A 26,058-nucleotide genomic window follows, 5' to 3' on the forward strand; every position below is an offset into this window, starting at 1 on the left:
CCTACCCTGAGGGTAGGCAAGGAGGCCTTCACGGACTTCCGGGCTCAGCCGACGATATCGATCTCGAAGTCCACGGCCGAGCTGTACTCGAAGTCGACCCAGACCGCGCCCGGCAAGTGGTAGCGCCGGTGCGAAGCGGTCTTCGGGTCGAATCCGGGTATCTGCGTGGGATTCCCGCCGACACCGACCTTGTCGCTGCCCCAGGCGTAGATGTTGCCCTGCCACACGGGTACTTCGGAGATGCCGTCGCCGTCGATACGCGGCCGCACGATGATCGCGGCCGTCTCGCTGCCCGAAAGCAGCAGCCGCACCGACGTGGTGTCCTTGCTGGCGGGAATGGTCCTGCGTTCCATGAGTTCTGTCGTCGCCTTCCGTTTCGGGGCGGCGCCGCCGCCGGTCAAGTGGGCGTTCGTGTAGGACTCGTTGAGGTCGACACTGCTCGCGCGAATGCCGGGGATCTGACCGGCGTCCGAGTACTGGTGCACGTCGTAGCGGCCCGCCGCGGCATCGGGTCTGGCGCCGTAGCGCGCGATCCAGATGACGAGGTCCCGTACGCCGAACTGGTCGGGGCGCAGCATCTTGGCGAGTGAGTTGTTCATGTAGATCCCGGGGCGGAACCCGTGTCCCGCCACGCGGTCGCAGAACCTGATCGAGAAATCCCGCTTGCGCCCGTCGGGGATGTTCGGTGCCCCCGAACCCGGCGGGTTGTCCTCGAGGTCGAGCATCGGGACGCAGCCGGTCGCCCCGAGCCGCCGGACCTCCGCGATGAACACGTCGGCCTGTGCCTCGGGCGAGGGGCTCGCCTGAGCGTAGTGATAGCCGCCCACCGGGATTCCCACGGATCTCGCGCCGGCCACCAGCGCGTCGCCGGTGTTGCGCCCGCCGTTCGGCAGGCCACCGCCGTCGGTGAGCTTGACGAAGACGAAGGTCACGCCGTGATCCTTGACGGCCTGCCAATTGGTAACGGATTGAAAGCGACTGTAGATATCTATTCCCAGCGCCATTGTTACAGCCTGACGGGTGATCCAGTTGGACAAAAGAGCCTAGTGGGCGATAGCTGGTACGCCCGATTCGCCCTTTTGGGCGGGCCCTCCCTGGCTGACGCGGCTCATCCGTACCCGTACTGTGACGACATGGCGTCTCGAAGCCCCATTCGCTGGCTGACCCGATGGGCCGACTGGTTCGAAGAGCGCGGCGTCTACGTTCCGGGCGAAGAAAGCCGGGCGGTCGATCCGATGCGCGATTTCGGCTGGCTGATCGTGGCTTGGGTGTCCGGACTGGCGATCTTCATCCTGTTCTTCGCCTTCGCCGTCTGACCCCTCGGCGATGTGCCACCGAGGTGACGACTGTCACTAGTCGTGTCCTTCCGGTCACGGATCGGCCACGGCTGTACACCAGGTGCGCGTCAACCCGGCCTCGCCGCTCCTCTCGGCTGCGGAAGACCGTCAGTCTGGACTCTTCGGCACTAATACCTACCTCGAACGGCCCACCCGCACCGCCGACTGGAGTAACCCCACATGGCGCCCCCGCGCACCCCGAAGCTCTTGATCGCCGCCTGCTCGTTGCTGCTGGCGGCCGCGTGCGGGGTTCCGGCACCGGAAAAAGGGGCCGCCGTACTCGGCGCGGACACTCCGGCGCAGGGCCTGGCCGCGACGCACGCGGAAGGCGACCTAGCCTTCGGTGCCCCGCACCGGTTCGCGACCGGGGTCACGATCTCCGTGTCCGCGCCGAAAGCGTTCCGTCCCAGCGCGTCCGCGTACCCGCAGAGCCCGCGCGCGGTGGCCTTCGGCATCGAGGTGACGAACGCGGGCGAGGGCACCTACCGGCTCTCCGGCCTGTCCGTCACGGGCGAGGTCGACGGAGAGACCGCCGCGGTCAAACAGGTCGTCGACCCCGTGCAGGGGTACAACGGCATCGCGGACGCGGGCAAGGACGTGGCGCCCGGCCGGTCGGTCCAGCTCAACCTCGCCTTCGCCGTTCCGGACAGGCCGGTGAGGCTGCGCCTTCAGGTGCGGCCCAGCCCTTCGGAGCCTGTCGCCGCGAAGTACTGCGGAAAGGTCTGACGCCGCCGATTCGCTACCGTGTGCGCCATGACCGAGCAGCGACTTTCCCCCGGCGACAAAGCGCCCGACTTCACCCTCCCCGACAGTGAGGGCAACGACGTCAAGCTCAGCGACTTCCGCGGCAAGTCGGTCGTCGTGTACTTCTACCCGAACGCCGGCACGCCGGGCTGCACGAAGCAGGCATGCGACTTCCGGGACAGCCTCGCGCAACTCAACGACGCCGGCTACCAGGTGCTCGGCATCTCGCCCGACAAGCCCGCGAAGCTCGCGAAGTTCGTCGAGGCGGAGGGGTTGACCTTCCCGCTGCTGTCCGACACGGAGAAGACCGTCCTCAAGGCGTACAGCGCCTTCGGCGAAAAGAAGAACTACGGCAGGGTCTACGAAGGCGTCATCCGCTCGACGTTCGTCGTCGACCCCGAGGGCAAGATCGCCGTGGCGCAGTACAACGTGCGCGCGACCGGCCACGTCGCGAAGCTGCTGCGGGACCTCTCCCTGGCGTCCTGACGATGACGGGGCTGGAGGGACCCGCACTCAAACTGGGCGGCAGTATCGCCACACACGCGGCGAAGTCGTGGCTGCAACGACGGCGGAAGAAGACCGAACGCGAGTCCGGCCTCGCCGAACTGGCGGCGGACGAACTCAAAGGGCCGCTGGAGAAACGCAAGCTCGAGAACCTGGTGGAGACGATCGGCCTGCAAGTGGCCGAAGAGTTGAAGCCCGTTCTCTCCGCACGGTTCTCGACGCTGCCCGAGAACGAGATAGCCGCGGCGTTCCTCGCGGTCGAGGACACGCTCGGCAAGGTCGATCTCTCCGATGAAGCCCTCCTGGCGGACGACGCCGACCCGGAACTCCTGGCCCGGCGCGTCCGCGAACAGTTCCCCGCTCGCTCGGCCCTGCTCGCCGGGCGGGCGGCGGATCTGTACGAGCTGGCACTGGATCAGTCTTGCCGCCACCTGGTGATGGTGGTGCGGCACCTGCCGACGTTCCAGCCGACGACGCTCGCCGAGATCTTGGGACGGCTGACCCGACAATCGGACCAGCTGGACCAACTCCTCGCGCGGATCCCGAAGACGAGCCTCACCGCTCCTGCGGGAACCGACCACGACGCGGAGTTCAGGGAGGAGTACCTGAGCCTGCTCGCACGGAAACTGGACAAGCTCGATCTGCTCGGGTTGACCAAGGACGACCAGCCGACGCTGCCGCTGACGGTCGCCTACCTCAGCCTTTCCGTGTCTTCGGAAAGATCGCGCGGCGACGACCGGCCGAAAGACTGGTTCGAGAAGCACCCCGCCCGCCGTGACGGGACGACCATGCGGGCGGAAAGCGCGATCGGTGAGGAGCATCGGACACTGGTCCGAGGCGAAGCGGGTTCCGGCAAGACCACTCTGCTGAACTGGCTCGCGATCAGTGCGGCGGGCGGCCGGTTCACCGGGAAACTGTCGTCGTGGAACGGATTCGTCCCGTTCCCGATCCGGCTGCGGAGCTTCGCCTCCGGCGAACTCCCCGGCGCCGAACACTTCGTGGCTCACGCCGCCCCCACGCTCGCCGGACGGGCGCCCGCGAACTGGGCGGACCGTGTGCTGCGAAGCGGCAAGGCGATGATCCTGGTCGACGGCGTCGACGAGGTCGAACCTCCCCGCCGCCGCAAGGTCAAGGACTGGCTCCACGAACTCGGGCTGACCTACCCTGAAGCACGTTTCGTCGTCACTTCCCGGAGCGCGGCGGCCGACCAGCGGTGGCTGTACCAGGAAGGCTTCGGTTCCGTTCTGCTGGAACCGATGAGCGCGACCGACATCCACGCGCTCGTCGACAAATGGCACGAGGCCGCGGTTTCGGTCCGCCCCGAAGACGATCTCGACGAGGCCCGACGACGGCTGCTGAATCAGCTGAACAACCGCCCGCATCTGCGCACGCTGGCGTCGAGCCCGTTGCTCTGCTCGATGCTGTGCGCGTTGAACTGGGCGCACCGTTCGGAACTGCCGCGTGACCGGATGGACCTGTACCGCAAGGCGTTGTCGATGCTGCTGCACCTGCGCGACACCGCGCGCAGCATCACCGTCCTGCTCACCGAGCAGCAGAAACAGATCCTTCTCGGGCATCTCGCCTGGCGGCTCACTTCCAGTGGCAAGGTCGAACTGCCGAAGGACGAAGTCCTGGAGCACATCGCCTATCGGCTGCGCTGGATTCCGCACGTCGACCACGCCGCCGAAGAAGTACTGAACCATCTCCTCGAACGCAGCGGTGTGCTGCGAGAGCCGGTGAGCGGCCGGGTGGACTTCGTGCACCGGACCTTCCAGGAGTTCCTCGCCGCGAGCGAAGCGACCGACGCACGCTATCTGGACACCCTGATCGCGAACGCGCATCGGGACACCTGGCGAGAGACCGTGATCATGGCGTGCGGTCACGCCAAACACCATCAGGCCGACAAGCTGCTCACCGAGATCCTCGATCGCGCCGACGCGGAACAGCGGCACACCCGTCGCTTGCGCCTGCTGGCAGCAGCCTGCCTGGAGACGGTCAGCAACGTCGATCCGGCCGTGATCGAACGGGTCGAACAGGTAATCAGGGAGCATCTCGTCCCGCCGCGAGACCTTCGGGAAACCCAGTCTCTCGCCTCTGTCGGCCCCCGGCTTTTGCGCTATCTCCCGGAAACCACCGACGGGCTCAGCGAGGCGGCCTCCGCTGCGACCGTCCGGGCGGCGACGCTCACCGCGGGCGACGACGCTCTGCCACTTCTGCGCAACTACGCCCAAGACGGTCGGGAGAAGGTCCAAAAGCAGCTCAGTGAGGCTTGGCAATACTTCGACCCGGAACGCTTCGCCGATGAAGTGCTGGCCGATTCCCCTTTGTGGGACGGCGAGTTCGAAGTCAATGCCGGCAGGCTGGTGCCGTACACGGGAAGGCTTCGCCATCTTGCCGCCTTGTCCGTAAGACTCCCCGGCTCCGAGAAACAGCCCGATCTCGGCCTGCTCGCGGACGTCCCCGCTCTTCGGGTAGTCGACCTGGACTTCAACGAAAACGCCGCTGTGGACGTGACCTCGTTGACCGACCACCCGGCACTGACGGCGGTCAGCTTGCACTTCGCCAAGAAGTACACCGGGCTGCAAGCCCTGAGTTCCTTGGCGGCACTCGAAGAGCTGACCCTCTTCCGGTCCACGCCGTGGCGCGGGCTGGAAGCATGCAGCCGCCTGACGCAGGTGCGTAGCCTGACGCTCGATCACCTGCAGTCAGTCGCAAGTCTCGAAGCCCTCACCGCGATGACCTCACTGACCACGCTCAGTCTGTGGGAGTGTTCTCGTCGCGCGCTCGCCGCCACACCGCCGATTCCCGGAATCGACATGTTGAGCCTGCACAGCGAAGTGAAGACCGGAATCACCGCACGGTTGATCGCCGAGACGTTCCCCGGCCTGACCTACCTGTCGGTGACCGCCGTCGACATGACGGATTTGGCCCCGCTGGCCGGAATTCCACTGACGTCGCTTCATCTCTCGTACTGCGCTCTGGGCGACCTCGGCCCACTCGCCTCGCACCCCACGCTGAAGGAGGTCCTCATCTACGCCGACGACAAGGGGGGCGCGGTGGACGTCAGGCCGTTGGCGGACCTCGACATCACTCTCGTCGCACGACCGAAAGCCCGCATAACCGGACTCGACGAACTCGGGCCCAACGTGCGGATCCTCTGACGGTCAGCCGGCCAGCTTCCGCAGCTCCCCCACCAACGCCCGCAACGCCTTCCCCCGGTGCGAAGCTTCGTCCTTTTCGGACGGTTCCAGCTCCGCGGAAGTCCGCGACTCGCCTTCCGGCACGAAGATCGGGTCGTAACCGAATCCGTTGGTACCACGGCGTTCCCGGATCAGCGAACCGCGCCATTCCCCGCGCACCACGGTCTCGTCGCCACCGGGGACGACCAACGCGGCCGCGCAGACGAAGGCCGCGCCCATGCGTTCGTCGGGGGTGTCGGACAGCTGCGCCAGCACGAGATCCAGGTTCGCCTCGTCGTCGCCGTGCTTTCCCGACCAGCGTGCCGAGAGGACGCCCGGCATGCCATTGAGCGCGTCGACGCTGATGCCCGAATCGTCGGCGATGGCCGGGAGACCGGTCGCGGCGGCCGCGTCCTGGGCCTTCGCGAGCGCGTTGCCTTCGAAGTCCGGCGCGGTTTCGGGCGCTTCGGGGAACTCGGGGACGTCAGCGAGGCCGATGACCTCGACGCCCTCTATCCCTTCGGCGACCAGGATGCGCCGGAGTTCACCCAGCTTCTTCGCGTTGCGGGTGGCGAGGAGCAGCTTGATCACTTCGCGCCCTTCTTCTTGTCCGGACGCGGCTCGGGCAGTTCGCCGGGGTACGGCAACGCGAGCGCCTCGGTCTGCAACCGGGTCAGCTCCCCGCAGCCCGCGAGCGCCACGTCCAGCATGGTGTCCAAAGTGGACCGCGCGAAGGTGGCACCCTCACCGGTGCCCTGCACCTCGATCAGGGTGCCCGTGTCGGTGGCGACGACGTTCATGTCGACCTCCGCGCGCGAGTCCTCTTCATAGGGCAGGTCGAGGCGCACCCGGCCGTCGACGACGCCGACGCTCACCGCGGCCACGGAAGACGAAAGCGGTTGCGGGTCGGCGAGGCGGCCGGCCGCGCCGAGCCAGGTGACAGCGTCGGCGAGCGCGACGTAACCGCCGGTCACCGCGGCCGTGCGGGTGCCGCCGTCGGCCTGGATGACGTCGCAGTCGATGACGATCGTGTTCTCCCCCAGCGCCGCCAGGTCGATGCAGGCGCGCAGGGACCGGCCGATCAGCCGGGAGATCTCGTGGGTGCGGCCGCCGACGCGGCCCTTGATGGATTCGCGGTCGCTGCGGGTGTTGGTCGCCGACGGCAGCATCGCGTACTCGGCGGTGACCCAGCCGAGGCCGGAACCGGCCCGCCAGCGGGGGACGCCTTCGGTGACGCTCGCCGCGCACAGCACCCGGGTGTCGCCGAATTCGATCAACACCGAACCCGCGGGCCACCGCTGGAAGCCGCGGGTGATCTTGATGTCGCGAAGCTGGTCGTCGTTCCTGCCGTCTTTTCTCGCCACGGCCGCCACTCTAGAACCCCGCGTCAGAGGTCGTAGACGGCGCCCTGCTCGACCAGCTCGGCCGAGGGGAACGCGACGGCCGCCTCGGCGAGGACCGCGTCGCGGTCGGTCCAGGGCGCGACGTGGGTGAGCAGCAGCCGCCCGACCCCGGCCTTGCGTCCCAGCTCCCCCGCTTCCTTGCCGGACAGGTGGACGCCGGCGGGCCGGTCGGGCGAGTCGGTCCACGACGCTTCGGACAGCAGGACGTCGACGCCGCCCGCGAGATCGGCCAGGGTGTCGCAGACGCCGGTGTCCCCGGTGTAGGCGAGGGTCTTGCCGCCGTGCGCGAACCGCAGGCCGAAGGCCGGGGTCGGATGGTCGACCGGGACCGCGGTGACCTCGAACGGCCCGATCTTCATGGGCTCGGCCCGCAGGACGTCGAAGGCGAAGACGTCCGAGAGATCGGTGGTCGCCCGCTCGTCCTCGTTCGCCGCGTACGCGTAGGTGAGCCGCTCCCGCACGTCCGACGGCCCGTACACCGGCAGCCGCCGCGGCCTAGCCGGGTACGGCAGCGCGGGGTGGTAGCGCCGCAGCACGGTGAGCGCGCTGACGTCGGCGCAGTGATCGGGGTGCAGGTGCGACAGGATCAGCGCGTCCAGGTCGAACGGGTCGCGCAGCGCCTGAAGCCTGGCGAGCGTCCCGTTGCCGAGTTCGAGCCCCAGGACGAACCCGTCCGCCTCGATCAGGTAGCCGGACGCGGCGGCGTTGGGCCCGGGGATGCTGCCGGAGCAGCCGAGGATCGTGAGACGCACTGTGACACCTTAAGCACGGAATCGGCGATTTAGGCGCTGGTGGGAGCCAGCACACCCGGAGCGAAGCCCATGAACCGCTGAGCGAGTCTGGTGAACGGCTCGGCGGATCCGGTGGCGACGAACTCGTGCCGCGGCGGGGTGTCGCGCTCGGCGAGGAGGTCGGCCTCGGTGAGGACGCGCACGAGGTCACGCGCGGTCTCCTCGGCGCTGGACACCAGCGTGACGTCCTGGCCCATGACGATCTGCAGCACCCCGGACAGCAACGGGTAGTGCGTGCAGCCCATGACCAGCGTGTCGACCTGCGCGTCCAGCAGCGGTTCGAGATAGCCCTGTGCGAGCCCGAGCACCTGGCGCCCGGTGGTGATCCCGCGTTCGACGAAGTCCACGAACCGCGGGCACGCGACGCTGGTGATCTCGACGTCCTGCGCGGCGGTGAAGGCGTCGTCGTAGGCGCGCGACCGCACGGTGCCCTCGGTGCCGATCACGCCGATGCGGCCGGAGCGCGTCGCGGACACGGCCCGGCGCGCGGCCGGGAGGACGACCTCGATCACGGGGACGTCGTAGCGCTCCCTCGCGTCGCGAAGGCAGGCGGCGGAGGCGGTGTTGCAGGCGATGACCAGTGCCTTCACCCCGCCTTCGACGATGTCGTCCAGCGCTTCCAGCGCGTACTGGCGCGCGGTGGCGATGGGAAGCGGACCGTACGGGTTGCGGGCGGTGTCGCCGACGTAGCGCAACTGCTCACCGGGCAGCTGTTCCAGGATCGCCCTGGCGACGGTGAGCCCGCCCACTCCGGAATCGAAGACGCCGATGGGGGCGTCGGCGCTCGGCTTGGTCACCCGGCGAGGCTACCGGGACCGGTCGCTTTCCTGGCTTGGGACCTGTCCATCCGCGCCATCAACCAGGCCGCGAAGACCCCGGACAGCGCACCGAACAGGTGGCCTTGCCACGAGACGTTCGGATCACCCGGCAGCAGTCCCCAGAGCATCCCGCTCCAGATGCCGAGCAGCACCACGGCCACCAGGATCTGCCCGACAGCGCGGTTGAAAATGCCTCGGACCAGCAGGAACGCGAGCCAGCCGAAGGCGACGCCGGACGCTCCGACGGTCACCGTGCCGCCCGGCGAGATCAGCCAGACACCGACGCCGGAGAGCACCCAGATGATCGCGGTGACCAGCACCCACCGGCCGATGCCCGCGGACATCGCGAGGAAGGCGAACACCAGCACCGGGACGGTGTTGGAGAACAGATGCCCCCAGCCCGCGTGCAGCAACGGCGCCCAGAGCACGCCGTCGAGCCCGGAGAGGTCACGGGCGAGGATGCCGCCCTGGTCGAGGTCGGCGGGCAGCACGACGTCGACCAGCTCGACCAGGTAGAGCAGCACGGTGAAGGCCAGTGCGACGATCGCCGCGGCCCTCGGGTTCGGCGGCAGGACGCGTTTGGCCGGATCCGTACCGGACGGCTCGCTCGCCGGGGCCGGCAGGGGAGGCAAAGTGGTCACCTCCACAGGCTACGACGGCGAACGGCGAGATCGCCTCCGTGAGAACCCTGATTTGTCGGTGGGTGCCGTTACGGTCGATCACATGGGGATTCCTTCTTCCGAGCACGTCGACGTGCCCGCCTACCTCGCGCGACTCGGCCTCGAGCACGAGCCGCCGAGCCGCGACGCGCTCTTCCGGCTGCACGCGGCCCATGTGGAGCGGGTGCCATACGAGGATTTCGAGGTCCAGCTGGGCCGGGTGACGTCCCTGGACCCGGCGGTGTCGTCCGGCCGGATCGCCGCCGGCCGCGGCGGCTACTGCTATCACCTCAACGGCGCGTTCTCGGCACTGCTGCGGGCGCTCGGCTACCAGGTCACCCGGCATCCGAGCGGGGCACACATGGCGGGCGCGCGGTCCGGGATCCACCTCAACCACCTGGCGCTGACGGTGACCGGGCTGCCGGAGGAACCCGACGCCGGCTGGCTGGTCGACGTCGGGCTCGGTGACGGCATCCACGAGCCGCTCCCGCTGCTTGAGGGCGAGTACAAACAGGGACCGCTGGTGTTCCGTATACGGCCCTCGGAGGTCACTCCCGGCGGCTGGCGGCTCGATCACGATCCGCAGGGCAGTTTCGTCGGGATGGATTTCGCGCCGGAGGCGGCCGTGATGGCCGACTTCGCCGAGAAGCACGTCGAGCTGTCCACGTCCGAGGATTCCGGTTTCGTCCGCACGCTGGTGGTGCAGCGGCGCGACGCGGAGGGAGTGGATTCGCTGCGCGCGCTGACCTTGAGCGGTCTGCCGGGCGGCAAGACCGTGCTGGAATCACCGGCCGAGTGGTGGGCGGCGATCGAGGACGTCTTCGGCGTGCCGCGCGGTGGTTTCACCGGTGAGGAACAGGACAGGCTGTGGCGGCAGGCCGTCGCCCAGCACGAACGTCACATCGCGGGAGGGAGTGAGGCCTTGCCCAGCGCGTAGTCCACGGCCGCTTCGGCATGCAGCCTGGTGGTGGGGAAGGTGGGCACCGGGCTGTCCTCGGGGCCGACGAGCAGCTCGATCTCCGTGCAGCCGTAGATGACGCCCTCCGCGCCCTCCTCGACGAGCCTCGCGATGACCTCGCGGTACCGCTCACGGGAGTGTTCGGTGACGACGCCGTGGACGAGCTCGTCGTAGATGACCCCGTGCACCGTCTTGCGGTCCTCTTCGCCGGGCACGAGCACGTCGAGGCCGTGCGCGGCGAGGCGTTCGCGGTAGAACGGCTGGGCCATGGTGAAACCGGTGCCCAGGAGCCCGACACGCTCGACGCCCGCGGCCTTGATCGCGGTCGCCGTGGTGTCGGCGAGGTGCAGGAGCGGCACGCCCAGGCCGTCGACGAGCTGGTCGGCGACCTTGTGCATCGTGTTGGTGCAGAGGACGACGAAGTCCGCTCCGGCGGCTTCGAGCGCGAGGGCGGCGCGGTTCAGTTCCCGCCCGGCGTCGTCCCAGCGGCCTTCGGCCTGCATCGCTTCGATCTCGGCGAAGTCCACGGAGTACAACACGGTGCGCGCGGAGTGATACCCGCCGCGCAGCTCGCGGACGCGTTCGTTGACCAGCCGGTAGTACTCGGCCGACGATTCCCAGCTCATCCCGCCCAGCAACCCGATGACCTTCATACCCGCCATCGTGCCAGCGTCGCCCTTGCGCTGGGTCTCGTGAGCGGTAAGGACGGTTCTAACCGTCCTTACCACTCACGAGACATGCCCCACCGCGCCACCGCCACCCTTGCTCGCCCCTGCACCCCCTTCATGTACTCGGGAAGGTGTGAAGGTCGAGTTTCCTCGGCTGAGCCGAGGGAAGGGGGCCTTCACGCGGCGCCGCTGTGACTGCTGAGGCTGCTGGTGTTGCTGGGGCTGCGGGTGGCGATCGCGTAGTCCGTGAAGGCCTCCTTCCTTACCTTCAGGGTAGGGAAGGAGGCCTTCACGGACTCACGACCAAGGCCGCCACATTCAAGAGGTGCCTGAGACACCGTTGGCCCCAACCGTCCTTACCACTCACGAGGCCAGGGTGACGCGGATCAGGCCCAGAGCTGCCCGTCGAGCCTTTCGGCCGCTTCGTCGAGCGAGCCGGAGTACGCGCCCGTCGAGAGGTACTTCCACCCCGCGTCAGCGACCACGAAGGCCACATCGGCGGGCTTCCCCGCGGCGGCGGCCTTCTCGGCGACGGCCAGCGCCGCGTGCAGCACGGCACCCGTCGAGATCCCCGCGAAGATGCCTTCGTGCTCCAGCAGCTCGCGGGTCCGGCGAAGCGCGTCGTACGCGCCGACGGAGTACCGGCCGTTGAGCACGCTCGCGTCGTAGAGCTCCGGCACGAAACCTTCGTCGAGGTTCCGCAGGCCGTACACCAGCTCGCCGTAGCGTGGTTCGGCCGCGATGATCTGCACGTCCGGCTTCACCTCGTGCAGGTAGCGCCCGACACCGACCAGGGTGCCGGTGGTGCCGAGACCGCCGACGAAATGCGTCAGGGTCGGCAGGTCCTTGAGCAGTTCGGGCCCGGTGCCGCGGTAGTGGGCGTCGGCGTTGGCCGGGTTGCCGTACTGGTAGAGCATCACCCAGTCCGGGTTGGCCTCGGCCAGTTCCTTCGCCCGGCGCACGGCCTCGTTGGACCCGCCGGCGGCCGGGGAGAAGACGATCCGCGCGCCGTACGCCTGCAGCAGCTGCTTGCGCTCGGTCGAGGTGTTCTCCGGCATCACGCACACCAGGCCGTAGCCCTTGAGCTTCGCGGCCATCGCCAGCGCGATGCCGGTGTTGCCCGACGTCGGCTCCAGGATCGTGGAGCCGCGCCGGAGCGTGCCTTCGCGCTCGGCGGCCTCGATCATCGCCAGCGCGGGGCGGTCCTTGATCGAACCGGTCGGGTTGCGGTCCTCCAGCTTCGCCCACAACCGCACGTCATGGGTGGGCGAAAGCCGGGGAAGGCCGACCAGCGGCGTGCCGCCGAGCGCGTCGAGCAGCGACTCGAAGCGAGCCATCGATCAGCCACCGGCCACGGCGGGCAGGATGGTCAGGGTGTCGCCGTCCTTGACCTCGGCCTCGAGCCCGCCGGAGAAACGGACGTCCTCGTCGTTGACGTAGACGTTGACGAAGCGGTGCAGCTTCTCTTCCTTGACCAGGCGGGCCTTGAGGCCGCCGTGGCGGGACTCGATGTCGTCGATCACCTCGAGCACGGTCTTGCCGGTCGCCTCGACGGACTTCTCGCCGTCGGTGTGCGTACGCAGGATGGTCGGGATGGACACGGTCACGGCCATGGTTTTCTACCTCCGGTGGGTTCTCTGCTACGCAGACGTTCTGTTCGGGCCGGGTTATTCCCCGGCCGGGTTCAGCCGATGATCTCGACGGGCTCCTCGGTGATCTCCCCGTCCACGATCCGGTACGACCGGAACTGGTGCGAATCGGGGTCCTTGGTGGAAACGAGCACGTAGTGCGCGTCGGGTTCCGAGGCGTACGAGACGTCGGTGCGTGACGGATAGGCGTCGGTCGCGGTGTGCGAGTGGTAGATGACGACGGGCACCTCGTCGTTGGCGTCCATCTCGCGGTAGAGCTTGAGCAGATCGCCCGAGTCGAATTCGTAGAACGTCGGCGAGCGCGCCGCGTTCAGCATGGGGATGTACCGCTCGGGGCTGTCCGATCCTTCGGGACCGGCGATCACCCCGCACGCCTCGTCGGGATGGTCACGACGGGCATGGGCGACGATCTCGTCGACGAGTTCACGGCGGATCCGGAGCACGTCGCCCATCTTAGGTGCTGGAAAGGGCCGGTCCACACTCTGAGATCGCCGCCACTCGGCACCTCGACCGGTCAGGAGAACGCTTCGGGCCAGACGTCACGGTACGCGCGCATGTCCCCCGCCGAAGTGGCGGAAAGCACACCGTGCACCATCGCGCGCCCGAAGACCCGCGCGGCCGCCGAGCACAGTGTGTCCAGCACCAACGCGCGCCGCGCCGCCGCGACGGGGCCCGCGCCGCCGGGAAGTTCCCGATCGCCGGTCGCCAGCGCGAACACCGTGTCGCCGTCGAACATCGTGTGCGCCGGCCGCACGGCCCTGGCGAGACCGTCTTGCGCGGCCACCGCGAGCCGCCGCGCCTCCGCCTTGGACAGCGCCGCGTCCACCGCGACCACGCCGATGGTCGTGTTGAGCCCCGCCGCCTTCGCCTCGACGTCACCAGGCCGATCGGGCCAGCGGACGCCGAACTCGCCGTCGACCTCGTGGTCCGCCGCGTACGCGCGCCCCGTCGAGAGATCCACGGCCTCGCCGGCGGCGTTCACGGCGGCGACGACGCCGACGGTGAACTCCCCGACCTTCTCCGAGGCCGTCCCGATCCCGCCTTTGAGTGATCCCGCCTTCGCCCCCGCGCCCGCACCGACGGTCCCGAGCGCGACCGGACCCCCGACGGCCGCTTCGCAGGCCGCATAACCGAAGGAGGCGTCCGGACGGTTGCCCCAGTCGCTGCGCGGCAGGTCGAACAGCACCGCGGCGGGCACGATCGGCACCACCTCGTGCGGTTCGGTTCCCACCGGGATGCCCAGGTTCCGCTCGGCGAGCCAGCGCATGACGCCGTCCGCGGCGGCCAGGCCGTACGCGCTCCCGCCGGACAGGCAGATCGCGTTGACGTGCTGGACCAGGTTCTCCGGCTCCAGCAGATTGGTCTCGCGCGTTCCGGGCGCGCCGCCGCGATGGTCGACGGCCCCTACCGCGCCGCCGGGGACCAGCACGACCGTCGTCCCGGTCGCCCAGCCGTCGCCGACCCGCTCGTGATGCCCGACCAGCACCCCCGGGACGTCGGTGATCATGACGTCAGCGACTGGATGAGGGTCTCCTGCACCCAGGTCAGCCAGTGGTAGACGCCGAGATGCGGCGCGCGGGGATCGTCCTCGGGCAACTCGTCGGGCATGTCCTCGGTGACGTCGAGCGCGGTGCCCAGCGCCAGCCGGACGTCGTTGAGCGCGCCCAGCCACGCGTCGGCCTGCTCGAAGGTCAGCCGCACGTTCCCGCCGTCACGCGGCAGGGTGTCCAGCACGATCTTGGCGACGCCGACCTTCTTGTCCAGCAGCTCGGGCTCGTGAATCGACCGCATCGCGGCGGCCGAGTCGATGTCCTCGCGGGTCGGGTTGTCCGGGTCCAGCTTGTGGAAGTCCGGCAGCAGCCGGGACAGGACCGGGTCGTCCGGCGATTCGGTCGGGCCCATGCGGATCCCGGTCAGCTCCGCCAGCTCGTCCTGGGGCGCCTCTTCGGCGCGCGCGGTGAGCATGTCCTCCAGCTGGCTGACCAGGCCGCGCAGCACCGCGGCCTCCTGCTGCTCGAACCCCGCGACGATGGTGTCGCCCTTGCGGCGCCATCCGTTCATGAAGGCTGCTCCATGGTGGCCCAGAGGCCGGCCGCGTGGAGTTTCGCGACGTCGGTCTCCACCTTCTCCTTGGAACCGGACGACACGATCGCCTTGCCCTTCTGGTGCACGTCGAGCATCAGCTTCGTCGCGTGGTCCCGGCTGTAACCGAACAGCTTCTGGAACACGTACGTCACGTACGACATGAGGTTCACCGGATCGTTCCAGACGACCGTCCGCCAGGGTTTGTCCTCAGAGACGACCTCTACTCCCTGTGGATCAACCTGCGTCTGCTCGGATGCGACAGGCGTGGACATGCACTCCATGGTGTCACGGGCCCGTTCCGGTATGGGCTGGCAGGTCCGGCCATGTGGGTGAATAGGCTGGTGCCATGGGTTTCCCCGAGGCGGCCACTGGCGCCAGCACCGCGCTGCTCACCGACCACTACGAGCTGACCATGCTGGCCAGCGCCCTGTCCGACGGGACGGCGGACCGGCCGTGCGTCTTCGAGGTCTTCGCACGTCGTCTGCCCGACGGCCGCCGCTACGGCGTCGTCGCGGGTACCGGGCGGGTCCTCGACGCGATCGCCGACTTCCGGTTCACCGACGCCGAGCTGAGCCAGCTGGAAGCGACGGCCGTCGTCGACGACGCCACCCTTTCGTGGCTCGCGGACTACTCCTTCTCGGGGAACATCGACGGTTACCCCGAGGGCGAGCTCTACTTCCCCGGTTCCCCGATCCTGACCGTCACCGGCTCCTTCGGCGAGGCCGTCGTGCTGGAGACGCTGATCCTCTCGATCCTCAACCACGACAGCGCGATCGCGTCCGCCGCGGCGCGGATGTCCGGTGCCGCGCACGGCAGGCCGATCATCGAGATGGGTGGCCGCCGCACGCACGAGTACGCCGCCGTCTCCGCCGCGCGGGCCGCGTACCTCGCCGGCTTCGCCACGACCTCCAACCTCGAAGCCGGCCGCCGCTACGGGATCCCGACGCGGGGCACCGTCGCGCACGCCTTCATGTTGCTGCACGACAGCGAGGAACAGGCGTTCCGCGCGCAGGTGGACAAGATGGGCACCGACACCACGCTCCTGGTGGACACCTACGACATCACCAAGGGCATCGAAACGGCCGTCCGGGTGGCCGGGACCGAACTGGGTGCGATCCGCATCGACTCCGGCGACGTGGGCCCGCTGGCCCGCAAAGCCCGCGAGCAACTGGACGCCCTCGGCGCCAAGGACACCCGCATCGTGGTGTCGGGCGACCTCGACGAGCACGCCATCGCGGCGCTGCGGGCGGAACCCGTCGACGCGTACGGCGTCGGGACCTCGGTCGTCACCGGTTCCGGCGCGCCGACCGCGGGGATGGTCTACAAGCTCGTCGAGGTGGACGGCAGGCCGGTCGCCAAGCGCAGCGCGCACAAGGAATCCCGCGGCGGCCGGAAGTCCGCGCTGCGACGGCACCGCGAGACCGGCACCGCCGTCGAAGAGGTGATCTGGACGGCCGCCTCGCAGGTCCCGGAACAGGGACCGAACGACCACGAATTGCAGATTCCGCTGGTCCGGGACGGCCGGACGGTGGATGATTTGCCCACGCTGGACGACGCGCGCCAGCGGCTTCGGCGGGCGCTGGTGAGCCTTCCGTGGGAAGGCCTCAAGCTCTCGCACGGGGAGCCCGCCATCCCGACCGTATTCGTCTAAAGAGAACTCAGGAGCAACACATGGGGACCGCCTTGATCGTGGTCGATGTGCAGAACGACTTCTGCGAAGGCGGGTCGCTCGGCCTGCCCGGCGGCGCCGCCGCCGCCGAAGCGATCTCCAAGCAGGCCGCGGAAGGCGGTTACGCGCACGTCGTCGCCACTCGCGACTACCACATCGACCCGGGCGATCACTTCAGCGAGACGCCGGACTTCAAGGACAGCTGGCCGCGCCACTGCGTCGCGGGCACTTCCGGCGCGTCGTTCCACCCCGCGCTCGACGTGGTCCCGATCAGCGAGGTCTTCTCCAAGGGCGAGTACACCGCCGCGTACTCCGGCTTCGAAGGCAACGCGCGCGACGGCAAGACGCTCGACGCGTGGCTGAAGGAGCACGACGTCACCGAGGTCGACGTCGTCGGCATCGCGACCGATTTCTGCGTCCGCGCGACGGCGCTCGACGCGGCGAAGGCCGGTTTCAAGGTCCGGGTGCTGCTTGACCTCACGGTCGGCGGCTCGCAGCCGACCGTCGACGCCGCGCTCAAGGACTTCGACGAGGCGGGCGTGACCTACACCGGGAAGGCGCCGGTCCCGGCCGCATGATCCAGCACGACCTCCAGGACACCCTGATCGAAAACCGGCTCGTCGCGATCTTGCGGGCCGCGGAAGCGAGCCGATTCGCCGACGCCGCCACGGTGCTGCACGCGGCGGGCGTGCGAGTGCTCGAAGCGGCGTTGACCACGCCGGGCGCCACGGACGCCATCGCGACCATCCGCAAGAAGCTCGGCGACGACGCGCATATCGGCGCCGGGAGCGTGCGCGAGGTGTCCGATGTGGACAAAGCGGCGGACGCCGGCGCGACCTTCCTGGTCACGCCGACGGTGAACCCGCTGGTCATGGAGCGCGCGCACGAACGCGGGCTGCCGGTGATCTGCGGCGCGCTGACCCCGACCGAGATCGACCAGGCGTGGCGTCTCGGCGCGGCGGCGGTGAAGGTCTTCCCGATCGCGGCCGTCGGCGGCATCGCCTACCTGCGGGCGGTCCGGGCGCCGATGCCGGACATCCCGCTCGTCCCGACGGGCGGCGTGCACCTGGCCGACGTCGCGAAGTACCTCGAGTCGGGCTCGATCGCCGTCGCGGCCGCCACACCGCTGGTCGGTGACGCGCTCACCTCGAAAGGGTCGCTGACGGATCTGGCGACCCGCGCGAGTGAGTTCGTCGCGGCGGCCGCGAAGTACGTCTCGCGCACCTGACGCATTAGGGCTTCTTCTTGCCGTACGGGTCGCAGCGCGCGGTCCCGAGGTAGATGTCGCCCTTCGCCGGTCCGCCGCCCTGCGGGAACAGCTTGATGTGCAGCATGTGTGTCACGAGGCTCCCGTCGGGCGGCGTCGGCGTGACGGTCTCGTTGACCGTGAGCGACGCCAGCGCCGTCCCGCCCTTGCCGCCCGCGATGGTCAGCCGGTAGTTCTGCGGGATGTTCTCCGGCAGCGTGAACCCGGTGACGTCGCCGAACTCGATGTAGCCGAGGCTGCCGTCCTCGGTGGTGCTGCACTTCGCCATGAACGTGCGGACCTTGATCACCGGACCGCCGAACCGCTTGAGCAGGGTGGTCTCGAACCGCCGCCCGGCCGCCTCGCCGACGGCCACCGCGCCGTTCCGGCCGCAGCGCGACTCACCCCCGCCGAACCGGGCGAAGTCGCCGACGACGCCGCCCTGGGTCTTCGCGGTCAAGGGACCGTCGACGTCGCACGGCGCGAGTTCGCCCGTGACCACGTGTTCGTCGCCGATCTCCACGTCGAGCGATCCGACCGACGCGGCCGCCGTCGCGGGGGCGGGCCCGGCCGACGCGACCGCCGGACCTCCCGCCACCAGCGCCCCGGTCAGCATCGTCACCGACAACAGCCTCGAAACGGGTTTCCTCATGTCCGGCAGCCTCCACCAACCACCGGTCCCGTGCAGGGTCATGCCACCCGGACGAGTGGACGCGCGATGACCGTGAGGTGGCCGACATTCGGTCCGCGACCCGTCTTCTGACGTTAACCTCGGTTCACATTCGTGTACTCATAGGAGGTCTGAGTGTCTTCGCTGTCTGTGACCGGCACCCGTCCGGTTCTCGCCGACCTCGTTCCCGGCGCACTGGTCCGTGACGCGGTCCTGGTCGCCGGTGGTGCCGCCCTGACCGGCGCGGCCGCGCAGATCCTGATCCCGGTGCCCGGCTCCCCGGTGCCGATGACCGGCCAGACGTTCGCCGCCCTGCTGGTCGGCGCCGCGCTCGGCTGGAAGCGCGGCGCGCTGTCGATGGCGCTGTACCTCGCCGTCGGCGCGGCCGGATTCGGCTGGTTCCAGAACGGTTCTTCCGGCCTGTTCGGCGCCAGCGCCGGCTACATCGTCGGCTTCGTGCTCGCGGGCGCGCTGGTCGGCGCGCTCGCCGGCCGCGGCGGGGACCGCACGCCGCTACGCACGGCGGGGACGATGGTGCTGGGCAACCTCGCCATCTACTCGGTCGGCGTGCCGTGGCTGATGGCGTCGACCGGCTTCGGCCTGTCGACCGCGCTCGAAAAGGGTGTCGTGCCGTTCCTGATCGGGGACGCGCTGAAGATCGCCGTCGCCGCGGCGCTGCTTCCGGGCACCTGGGCGCTGGTCTCCCGCTTCCGCAAGGAGTCGTGACCGGTCCTTTCATAGCCCCACGAGCTGCAATGAAGGGGCCTTTCATAGCGAAATTCGCTATGAAAGGCCCNTGCTCTTCCGATCTCCTTTCATAGCGAAATTCGCTATGAAAGGCCCCTTCATTGCACGGGGCGGACGATCTTGACGGTGGCCCCGGCTATCGTCTTGTCCCGTGCCCTCCCGTGCTGATTTCCCCGGTGTCCTCGAACTCCTGACGCACGCGGTCGAGTCCGTGGGCGGTGCCGAGCGCGAGGGCCAGGTCAAGATGGCGGACGCCGTGGGCCGCGCCATCCGCACCGGCGAGCACCTGGCCGTCCAGGCGGGCACGGGTACCGGGAAGTCGTTGGCCTATCTCGTTCCCGCGATCCGGCACGCGGTCGAGAAGGAGGCCACGGTCGTGGTCTCCACGGCCACCATCGCCCTGCAGCGCCAGCTGGTCGACAGGGACCTCCCCCGGCTGGCGAAGGCGCTGAAGAAGCCCCTCGGCCGCGAACCCACCTTCGCGATCCTCAAGGGCCGCCGTAACTACCTCTGCCTCCACCGGCTCGATTCCGGCGCCCCGGACGAGCCGGAAGACCAGCAGCTGTTCGACCCGTTCGCCGTCTCCCGGCTCGGCAAGGAGGTCACGCGGCTGCGGGAATGGTCGTCCGACACCGAAACCGGTGACCGCGACGAGCTGGTTCCCGGCGTCTCGGACCAGGCGTGGCGCCAGGTGTCCGTCACCGCGAAGGAATGCCTGGGCGCCTCGCGCTGCCCCATCGGCACGGACTGTTTCGCCGAGCGGTCCCGCGCGGAGGCGGGCAAAGCCGATGTCGTGGTCACCAACCACGCGCTGCTGGCGATCGACGCGCTGCAGGGCTACCAGGTGCTCCCCGAGCACGACCTGGTGATCATCGACGAGGCGCACGACCTCGTGGACCGCGTGACGTCCGTGGCGACCGGAGAGCTGACCAGCGGCATGGTCTCGGCGGCCGCCCGGCGCTGCGGGAAACTGGTCGACGACGAGGTGGCCGACCAGTTGCTGGAGGCGAGCGACGGGCTGGCCCTGATCCTCGACGACCTGCCGTCCGGCCGGATGGATTCGCTGCCCCAGGCCCTCACCGGCGCGATCCCCGCGGTCCGCGACGCCGCGCATCGCTGCCTCACCGCGCTCGGCAAGGACCGCAAGGAGGACGTCGACGAGGCCACGGCCCGCAAGCTGGCGCGGTCGCTGCTCGAAGAGGTCCACGACACCGCGGTCCGGCTGCTCGAGGCCTTCGACGACGACAAGGCGCATCAGCGCGACGTCGTCTGGCTGACCGGGGACCGCTTCTCCACGAACCCGCGCCCGCCCGCGCTGAAGGTCGCCCCGCTGGGTGTCGCCGGTCTGCTGCGCGAGCGTGTCTTCAACCAGCACACGACCGTCCTCACCTCGGCGACGCTGACCCTGGGCGGCACGTTCGACACCATGGCCCGCCAATGGGGTCTCCCGCCTGGCGGTGCGAGGGTCGAGAAGGCGCCTGGCGCGGCGACCGAAAAGGCCGCTCCGGCCGACAGCGACGACGCCGAAGGCCCCAAGTGGACCGGCCTCGACGTCGGCTCCCCGTTCGACCACAAACGCAACGGAATCCTCTATCTGGCCAAGCATCTGCCGCCGCCGGGACGGGACGGGTTGCAGCCCTCGACCATGGACGAGCTGGCCGAGCTGATCGAGGCCGCGGGCGGCCGCACGCTCGGCCTGTTCTCCTCGATGCGCGCGGCGAAGCAGGCCACCGAGGAGATGCGGGAGCGGCTCGACCTGCCGATCCTCTGCCAGGGGGACGACGCCACCGGCCTGCTGGTGCAGAAGTTCTCCGAAGACGCGCGCACCTGCCTGTTCGGCACGCTGTCGTTGTGGCAGGGCGTCGACGTGCCGGGTCCGTCGCTCCAGCTCGTGGTGGTCGACAGGATCCCGTTCCCCCGCCCGGACGACCCGGTCTCCTCGGCACGGCAACGCGCCGTGGAAGCCAGAGGCGGTAACGGTTTCCTCACCGTCGCGGCCACGCACGCGGCGCTGCTGCTCGCACAGGGCACCGGGCGGCTGCACCGTTCGGTCACCGATCGCGGCGTCGTCGCGATCCTGGACTCCCGGCTGGCCACCGCCCGCTACGGCGGATTCCTGCGCGCCTCGCTGCCGCCGTTCTGGCCGACCATGGATCCGCAGGTCGCCCGCGACGCGCTGCGCCGCCTCGACGCCGCCGCCCCGGCCTGAGTGGCCTGGAACACGGCCGAGTACCGTTAACGGAACGCCGAAGACAGGGAGAACCGGTTGTCCCACGAGTCGCCCAACGCACAATCCCGGACCGTCAGCGTCGATGACACCGGAGTGCGGCGCCAGCTCGCGGACGGAAGCGAGGAAGCCGTCACGTGGTCCGAGCTGTCCGCGGTGGTGGTCAGAGTGATCCCTGAAGGCCCGTGGAAGGAAGACGTCTTCTTCATGCTCGCCGGCGCCGACGGGAAGGGCACCGCGATCCCCAGCGGCGACCCGGCCGCCGACGCGCTGATCGAGCGGTTGCAGACGCTGCCCGGCTTCGACAACGAGAAGTTCATCGAGGCCATGACCACCGACGCCGACGAGGCGTACGTGGTCTGGAGCGCCGAAGGCCACCCGGCCAAGCACTGAGCCAAGCGCGAGGGAGGACCTACTCGCCAGGGAAGCTCTCCGTGACCGGGATGCCCTTCTTCAACGTCCGGCTCACCGTGCACAGCCTCTCGATGGCGCGGTCCACCGCTCCCGCCAGCGCCTCGCGCTCCTCAGCGGCGAGCGAGGACACGTCGACGTCGAAAGCCACGTGGACGGCATCGAGCTCCGAAGCGCCTTCGCGTTTGTCCGCGGTTACGCCGACCCGGAACTTCGAGTCCTCCCCGATCCGGCGCGTGATGAGGTTCTCGGCGGTGACGGCCGAGCAGCCCGCCGCCGCGATCTGCAGCAGTTCGGCGGGCGAGAAGGCGCCCTCGGCTCCCTTGCGGCCGATCACGACCTCGGCACCGCGTTCGTTGCGGCCGATGAAGCGGTGCTCACCGTCGCGCTGGACTTCCAAAGACACGGTTTTCCCTTTCAGAGTGGCGGCAGCCTGGGGGCGATCTCGCCGGCCAGCCGTTCCGCGGCCGGGCACATCTCCTGCGGCTGCTTGACCTTGTCCGCGACGTAGATCTCCACCGTCTCGATCATGGCACGACCGTTGCCGGCGAAGGTCCGGTGCGGAATCTCGGCCTGACAAGCCTTCCACTCGGCCGAGACTTCGACGAAGGCTTCCCGCGATCCGAGAGCGACCCGTCTGCCGTCGTCCTCCAACGGCGCCCGCTCCCGTTCGAACCGGATCGTCACCTCGGTCTCACGATGGTTCCAGGAGCACTCCCAGTTGCCGAACACCGGATTAGGCACGGCCGGACCGCCGACGATCGCCTGGGGCAGATCCCCGCCCAGCGCGCAGGCGTCGAGACTCCCGAGCGAACCGGCGGGAAAGGGAGCTGGACGCCGTTCGACCGGCTCCCGGTTCAGCACGCTCACCGCGTGCGTGGCCACCGGATCGACGTAGTCGCAGAGTTGCGCGTGCCAGTTCCGGATGTGCCGGGCGTGCACCCATACCTGGTTGCCGTCCGGCAGCGGGATACCCCGTGCGCACTTGTCTTCGGAGTCGCTCGGGATCTCGCGCACGATCAGCCGCCCTGGCATCGGCTTGTCCAGTAACGGCGACGTCGGCGTCGTCAGTTCGAGCCGGATGTCGACGATGTCCTCCTCGTCGGGACTCAGGCGCAGCCGGACACCGCAGGCGTTGAAGTTGCCGGTGGCGCTGTCCGGCTCGGGGGTCCCGAGGTGGTTCAGCACGGAGGGATCGACCAGCGAGCAAGGGTCCGCGGTCCGCCGGTCACCGATCGGTTCGGACGGCGGGCCCGCCGCGATCGACGCGGGTTCCTTCGTGGCGTAGAGCAGGCCCCCGGTCAGCATCAGGACCGCCGCGACGGCCGCGATCGCGATGGCGCGTTTGGTCACCCGAAAACGTCGTCTTCGCGAGAGAACGACGACGTCCGCGACCTCGGACAGCAGTTCGGCGGCGCGGACGGCGTCCGGCCGCCCGGCGGGTTTGCGCCGCAGCAGTTCCATCAGCGCGGGCGCCAGCGGTCCCGCCCGGCGGATCGGTTCCAGCGTGTACGACGTCGCCCGCCGGAGCTGGACGAACGGACCGACGTTCGCGTCTCCCCACACCGACGTGCCCTCGACGGCGGCGAACAGTGTCGCGCCCAGCGAGAACACGTCCGCCGCGGCACCCGCCTGCCGTCCTTCGGCCATCTCGGGCGCGACGTAACCGGGAGTCCCGACGTCGAGGCCGCCGCCGGTGCGGGTCACCTCCGCCCACTGCGCGATGCCGAGGTCGGTGAGTTTGGCCGTACCGTCGTCGGCCACCAGGACGTTGCCCGGTTTGAGGTCGCGGTGGACCATGCCCTTCTCGTGCATCGCCGCGAGCGCCGCGGCGAGCTGGACGCCGATCTTGGCCACCTTGCCGGGTGGCAGCGGCCCGTCGGCGTCGATGACGTCGGCGAGGCTGCGCGAGGGCAGGTATTCCATGACGAGCCAGCGATCGTCACCGTCGATCACGGCGTCGAAGACGGTGACGACGTTCGGGTGATGCAGGCCCGCGCCGATCCGTGCCTCGCGCCGGATCTGGCCGCTGTCCCCGGCCTGCGAGCGTTTGAGGGCGACGACCCGGCCGAGGTCCAGATCGGTGGCACGCCAGACCACACCCATGCCCCCGGCGCCGATCCGCTCCTCCAAGCGATAGCGCCCGGCGATCAGCCGGTCACCCATGCGGGGAGTATAGGAGGCTAAGCCCTTTGGGCTATGACCGTGACTGTTCCGGGATCGACTTCGGTGAACCCGGCGTCCCGGACCGCGACGACGCCGTCACGGCGCCACGAACCTTCGGGATCCTCGACCGGGCAAAGCGCCTTCCAGGTCGCGACCGGCGGGGTCCGCACCGAGCACCGGAACCCGGTCCCGGCCCAGGCCGCCCGTTCGGCCTCGTCCAGCAGTGACGCGAGAATCATCGTCGCGTGCCCGACCTGGGCCGAGCCCTTGCCGACGGTCATCGAGACCTCGGGGTTCAGCAGCAGCCGCGGGACACCGTCCGGCGCGGTCCCCGGCTCGTCGGCCGGGAGTTCGCTCCCGGAGATCTGCAACCGCGAGACCTCCTTCGGCGTCTCGACGACGCGGCAGGGAAGCAAGGCCCGCGCCTCGGCGCCGTCGACCTCGACCGTGATCCCCGGCAGTTCCTGGACCGCCCGCCAGTGCGCGCCGCGCGCCCGCCGGGCGACCTTGCGGATCCGGCCGTCGACCCACGCCTTGAGCTGGTCGTGCCATTCGCCCTCGGGCTCGGCACGTTCGTCGAGGCAGACCGCGACCGCGGCCGCCGCGGCGGCCTCCAGCAGGGCGGTCCGCGACGGCGGTTCTGCCCGTTCCATCCGCAGGATCACCGGCATGGCCCGGACCTCGGCGGGATCCTCGTCGGAGGTGTCCACCGTGTCCTCGGCGGGCAGCCCCAACCAGAACGCGTAGCGCGCGGCCAGCGGCTCCAGGACGCTCATGGCCGGGAAAGCTCGAGACCGTCGGCCGCGTCGGCCGCCTCGATCTCGGCCCTGGTGACCCCGAGCAGGAACAGCACGGCGTCGAGGTATGGGTGGGAAAGCGCGGTGTCGGCGACCTCGCGCAGCGCGGGCTTCGCGTTGAAGGCGACCCCCATCCCAGCGACCGAAAGCATGTCGATGTCGTTCGCCCCGTCACCGACGGCGACGCACTGCTCCAGCGAGATCTCGTACTCCTCGGCGAACCGGCGCAGCGCCGTCGCCTTGCCCGCGCGGTCGACGATGTCCCCGACCACCCGGCCGGTGAGCTTGCCGTCGACGACTTCCAGTTCGTTCGCGGCGGCGAAGTCGAGGCCGAGGTCGTCCACGAGGGACTGGATGATCTTGGTGAAACCACCCGAAACGACCCCGCAGCGGAAGCCCATCCGCTTCAACGTGCGGATGGTCGTGCGCGCGCCCGGGGTGAGCTCGATGGACGCGGCGACCTCGTCCAGCACCGTCTCCGGAAGCCCCTCCAGCAGCGCGACCCGGCGCTCCAGCGACTCCCCGAAGTTCAGCTCGCCGCGCATCGCGGCCTCGGTGATCTCGCGGACCTGCGGTTCGACGCCGGCGTGCGCGCCGAGCATCTCGATGACCTCGCCCTGGATGAGCGTGGAGTCGACGTCGAAGACGACCAGCCGCTTGGCGCGGCGCGCGAGCCCGGCCCGCTCGACCGAGATGTCGATTCCGGCCTCGACGGCGGCGTCCGCCAGCGCGGTGCGCAGCGCGGCGTCGGCCTCCGGGGTGTCCTGGGCGAGCGAGGCGTACAGCTCCAGCCCGGTCACCGGATAATCGGCGACGCTGCGGATCGAGTCGATGTTGACGTCCAGCGCGGCGAGGCGGCGCGCGACGTCGGAGAACGCCCGCGCGGTCACCGGGCGCCCGAGCATCAGCAGGACATGTGTCGAGTCCTTCTGGCCGATGGCGAACGGGTCGGCGCCGATGGCCGAGCCGATCTTCACGTCGACCTGCATCCCGACCGAGGCCATCGCCTGCTCGACGTACTCCTGCAGGCCCTCGGGGTCGCGGTACACGCCGGCGAGCACACCGAGCACCAGCTGGCCGCGGATGACGACCTGCTCGACGTCGAGGACGTCGACGTCGTGGCGCGACAGCACGGCGAACAGCACCGAGGACACACCCGGCTTGTCGGGACCGGTGGTGGTGATGAGAACTGGTGTCTGCGTCACGGGGGTCAGTCTCCCTCAGCCGGGTGTGAAAATGGCGCGTGCCGCTGATCGTCGAGGGCGAGACCGAGGCGGNGTTCCGTACACCGCCTGGCAAGCGGGGAGTAGCGGATGGACGCAGGCGCAGA

At 69.5% G+C, this 26,058-nt stretch carries 29 protein-coding genes; 11 read left to right on the plus strand and 18 right to left on the minus strand.

Features of this window, described 5'->3' with window-relative positions; all coding sequences use genetic code 11:
* Window positions 1-44: 44 nt before the first annotated feature.
* Window positions 45-932 carry a glycoside hydrolase family 25 protein gene (locus LCL61_RS34905; protein ID WP_340683691.1) on the minus strand — a complete coding sequence of 296 codons (888 nt, stop codon included), beginning with the start codon at window positions 930-932 and terminating at the stop codon, window positions 45-47.
* A gap of 201 nt (window positions 933-1,133) precedes the next feature.
* Here LCL61_RS34905 and LCL61_RS34910 point away from each other — a divergent pair, with 201 nt between their 5' ends.
* The 4 genes from LCL61_RS34910 (at window position 1,134) to LCL61_RS34925 (ending at window position 5,746) form a co-directional block, all read left to right on the plus strand.
* Window positions 1,134-1,316: a hypothetical protein gene (locus LCL61_RS34910; RefSeq protein ID WP_034308775.1), complete on the plus strand. Its 183-nt coding sequence runs from the start codon at window positions 1,134-1,136 to the stop codon at window positions 1,314-1,316.
* Window positions 1,317-1,517: 201 nt separating this feature from the next.
* Window positions 1,518-2,063, plus strand: coding sequence for a hypothetical protein (locus tag LCL61_RS34915; protein ID WP_340683692.1), 546 nt, complete (start codon window positions 1,518-1,520; stop codon window positions 2,061-2,063).
* A gap of 27 nt (window positions 2,064-2,090) precedes the next feature.
* Window positions 2,091-2,567: a thioredoxin-dependent thiol peroxidase gene (gene bcp, locus LCL61_RS34920; RefSeq protein WP_340683693.1), complete on the plus strand. Its 477-nt coding sequence runs from the start codon at window positions 2,091-2,093 to the stop codon at window positions 2,565-2,567.
* Window positions 2,568-2,569: 2 nt separating this feature from the next.
* Window positions 2,570-5,746, plus strand: coding sequence for an NACHT domain-containing protein (locus LCL61_RS34925; RefSeq protein ID WP_340683694.1), 3,177 nt, complete (start codon window positions 2,570-2,572; stop codon window positions 5,744-5,746).
* Between the two features lie 3 nt (window positions 5,747-5,749).
* On the opposite strand, the gene rdgB is transcribed toward LCL61_RS34925, so the two are convergent.
* From rdgB to LCL61_RS34950, 5 genes are read right to left on the minus strand one after another with little or no spacing between them, the layout of a single operon-like run.
* Window positions 5,750-6,355, minus strand: a complete 606-nt coding sequence (gene rdgB / locus LCL61_RS34930) for an RdgB/HAM1 family non-canonical purine NTP pyrophosphatase (protein ID WP_340683695.1) — start codon at window positions 6,353-6,355, stop codon at window positions 5,750-5,752.
* The gene (rph, locus tag LCL61_RS34935) at window positions 6,352-7,128 is read right to left on the minus strand and encodes a ribonuclease PH (protein WP_340683696.1); all 777 of its coding nucleotides are present in this window, start codon (window positions 7,126-7,128) and stop codon (window positions 6,352-6,354) included. Before rph ends, rdgB begins: the two co-directional genes overlap by 4 nt.
* Before the next feature lie 23 nt (window positions 7,129-7,151).
* Window positions 7,152-7,919, minus strand: coding sequence for an MBL fold metallo-hydrolase (locus LCL61_RS34940; RefSeq protein ID WP_340683697.1), 768 nt, complete (start codon window positions 7,917-7,919; stop codon window positions 7,152-7,154).
* Between the two features lie 29 nt (window positions 7,920-7,948).
* The gene (gene murI / locus LCL61_RS34945; protein ID WP_340683698.1) at window positions 7,949-8,755 is read right to left on the minus strand and encodes a glutamate racemase; all 807 of its coding nucleotides are present in this window, start codon (window positions 8,753-8,755) and stop codon (window positions 7,949-7,951) included.
* Window positions 8,752-9,417 (minus strand): rhomboid family intramembrane serine protease, encoded by a 666-nt coding sequence (locus tag LCL61_RS34950; RefSeq protein WP_425341951.1) that lies wholly within the window; start codon window positions 9,415-9,417, stop codon window positions 8,752-8,754. Before LCL61_RS34950 ends, murI begins: the two co-directional genes overlap by 4 nt.
* Window positions 9,418-9,499: 82 nt before the next feature.
* Between LCL61_RS34950 and LCL61_RS34955 the strand changes: the two genes are divergently transcribed.
* Entirely contained in the window at window positions 9,500-10,372 is an 873-nt protein-coding gene (locus LCL61_RS34955) for an arylamine N-acetyltransferase family protein (protein ID WP_340683699.1), read from the plus strand.
* Here the strand turns inward: LCL61_RS34955 and LCL61_RS34960 are convergent.
* The 7 genes from LCL61_RS34960 to clpS form a co-directional block, all read right to left on the minus strand.
* Window positions 10,333-11,046, minus strand: a complete 714-nt coding sequence (locus tag LCL61_RS34960) for an aspartate/glutamate racemase family protein (RefSeq protein WP_340688747.1) — start codon at window positions 11,044-11,046, stop codon at window positions 10,333-10,335. The genes LCL61_RS34955 and LCL61_RS34960 overlap by 40 nt on opposite strands.
* Before the next feature lie 401 nt (window positions 11,047-11,447).
* Complete coding sequence (locus LCL61_RS34965) at window positions 11,448-12,398, minus strand: cysteine synthase (RefSeq protein ID WP_340683700.1); 951 nt, start codon at window positions 12,396-12,398, stop codon at window positions 11,448-11,450.
* 3 nt (window positions 12,399-12,401) lie between these two features.
* Window positions 12,402-12,674 (minus strand): MoaD/ThiS family protein, encoded by a 273-nt coding sequence (locus LCL61_RS34970; RefSeq protein WP_340683701.1) that lies wholly within the window; start codon window positions 12,672-12,674, stop codon window positions 12,402-12,404.
* A 71-nt stretch (window positions 12,675-12,745) separates the two neighbouring features.
* Entirely contained in the window at window positions 12,746-13,162 is a 417-nt protein-coding gene (locus LCL61_RS34975; RefSeq protein ID WP_016336788.1) for a Mov34/MPN/PAD-1 family protein, read from the minus strand.
* A gap of 62 nt (window positions 13,163-13,224) precedes the next feature.
* Window positions 13,225-14,217: a P1 family peptidase gene (locus LCL61_RS34980; RefSeq protein ID WP_340683702.1), complete on the minus strand. Its 993-nt coding sequence runs from the start codon at window positions 14,215-14,217 to the stop codon at window positions 13,225-13,227.
* Window positions 14,214-14,771 carry a DUF2017 domain-containing protein gene (locus tag LCL61_RS34985; RefSeq protein WP_034308812.1) on the minus strand — a complete coding sequence of 186 codons (558 nt, stop codon included), beginning with the start codon at window positions 14,769-14,771 and terminating at the stop codon, window positions 14,214-14,216. Before LCL61_RS34985 ends, LCL61_RS34980 begins: the two co-directional genes overlap by 4 nt.
* Complete coding sequence (clpS, locus tag LCL61_RS34990) at window positions 14,768-15,067, minus strand: ATP-dependent Clp protease adapter ClpS (RefSeq protein WP_005165655.1); 300 nt, start codon at window positions 15,065-15,067, stop codon at window positions 14,768-14,770. Before clpS ends, LCL61_RS34985 begins: the two co-directional genes overlap by 4 nt.
* A 74-nt stretch (window positions 15,068-15,141) precedes the next feature.
* Between clpS and LCL61_RS34995 the strand changes: the two genes are divergently transcribed.
* From LCL61_RS34995 to LCL61_RS35005, 3 genes are read left to right on the plus strand one after another with little or no spacing between them, the layout of a single operon-like run.
* Complete coding sequence (locus tag LCL61_RS34995; RefSeq protein ID WP_340683703.1) at window positions 15,142-16,446, plus strand: nicotinate phosphoribosyltransferase; 1,305 nt, start codon at window positions 15,142-15,144, stop codon at window positions 16,444-16,446.
* A 20-nt stretch (window positions 16,447-16,466) separates the two neighbouring features.
* A complete protein-coding gene (locus LCL61_RS35000) occupies window positions 16,467-17,042 on the plus strand; it encodes a nicotinamidase (protein ID WP_007028267.1) in 576 nt (191 codons plus the stop codon).
* Window positions 17,039-17,692 (plus strand): bifunctional 4-hydroxy-2-oxoglutarate aldolase/2-dehydro-3-deoxy-phosphogluconate aldolase, encoded by a 654-nt coding sequence (locus LCL61_RS35005; protein ID WP_340683704.1) that lies wholly within the window; start codon window positions 17,039-17,041, stop codon window positions 17,690-17,692. The genes LCL61_RS35000 and LCL61_RS35005 overlap by 4 nt, the downstream gene beginning before the upstream one ends.
* Window positions 17,693-17,696: 4 nt before the next feature.
* On the opposite strand, the gene LCL61_RS35010 is transcribed toward LCL61_RS35005, so the two are convergent.
* The gene (locus LCL61_RS35010; RefSeq protein WP_340683705.1) at window positions 17,697-18,362 is read right to left on the minus strand and encodes a choice-of-anchor P family protein; all 666 of its coding nucleotides are present in this window, start codon (window positions 18,360-18,362) and stop codon (window positions 17,697-17,699) included.
* A 153-nt stretch (window positions 18,363-18,515) separates the two neighbouring features.
* Between LCL61_RS35010 and LCL61_RS35015 the strand changes: the two genes are divergently transcribed.
* The 3 genes from LCL61_RS35015 to LCL61_RS35025 all read left to right on the plus strand — a co-directional run bounded on the left by LCL61_RS35015 (window position 18,516) and on the right by LCL61_RS35025 (window position 21,747).
* On the plus strand, window positions 18,516-19,106 hold the full coding sequence (locus LCL61_RS35015) for a biotin transporter BioY (protein WP_016336794.1): 591 nt from the start codon (window positions 18,516-18,518) through the stop codon (window positions 19,104-19,106).
* 172 nt (window positions 19,107-19,278) lie between these two features.
* Window positions 19,279-21,336 (plus strand): ATP-dependent DNA helicase, encoded by a 2,058-nt coding sequence (locus tag LCL61_RS35020; protein ID WP_340683706.1) that lies wholly within the window; start codon window positions 19,279-19,281, stop codon window positions 21,334-21,336.
* Window positions 21,337-21,393: 57 nt separating this feature from the next.
* Window positions 21,394-21,747, plus strand: a complete 354-nt coding sequence (locus LCL61_RS35025; protein ID WP_126732697.1) for a hypothetical protein — start codon at window positions 21,394-21,396, stop codon at window positions 21,745-21,747.
* A 19-nt stretch (window positions 21,748-21,766) separates the two neighbouring features.
* On the opposite strand, the gene LCL61_RS35030 is transcribed toward LCL61_RS35025, so the two are convergent.
* Genes LCL61_RS35030 through serB form a run of 4 tightly spaced genes read right to left on the minus strand, consistent with a single transcriptional unit; the run spans window position 21,767 to window position 25,933 of the window.
* Window positions 21,767-22,171 (minus strand): OsmC family protein, encoded by a 405-nt coding sequence (locus LCL61_RS35030; RefSeq protein ID WP_340683707.1) that lies wholly within the window; start codon window positions 22,169-22,171, stop codon window positions 21,767-21,769.
* A gap of 11 nt (window positions 22,172-22,182) precedes the next feature.
* Window positions 22,183-23,931 carry a serine/threonine-protein kinase gene (locus LCL61_RS35035; protein ID WP_340683708.1) on the minus strand — a complete coding sequence of 583 codons (1,749 nt, stop codon included), beginning with the start codon at window positions 23,929-23,931 and terminating at the stop codon, window positions 22,183-22,185.
* A 17-nt stretch (window positions 23,932-23,948) separates the two neighbouring features.
* Window positions 23,949-24,707, minus strand: a complete 759-nt coding sequence (locus LCL61_RS35040) for a peptidyl-tRNA hydrolase (protein ID WP_340683709.1) — start codon at window positions 24,705-24,707, stop codon at window positions 23,949-23,951.
* On the minus strand, window positions 24,704-25,933 hold the full coding sequence (gene serB, locus LCL61_RS35045; protein ID WP_340683710.1) for a phosphoserine phosphatase SerB: 1,230 nt from the start codon (window positions 25,931-25,933) through the stop codon (window positions 24,704-24,706). Before serB ends, LCL61_RS35040 begins: the two co-directional genes overlap by 4 nt.
* Window positions 25,934-26,058: the final 125 nt, after the last annotated feature.

Source organism: Amycolatopsis coloradensis, assembly GCF_037997115.1.
GTDB lineage: Bacteria > Actinomycetota > Actinomycetes > Mycobacteriales > Pseudonocardiaceae > Amycolatopsis > Amycolatopsis coloradensis_A.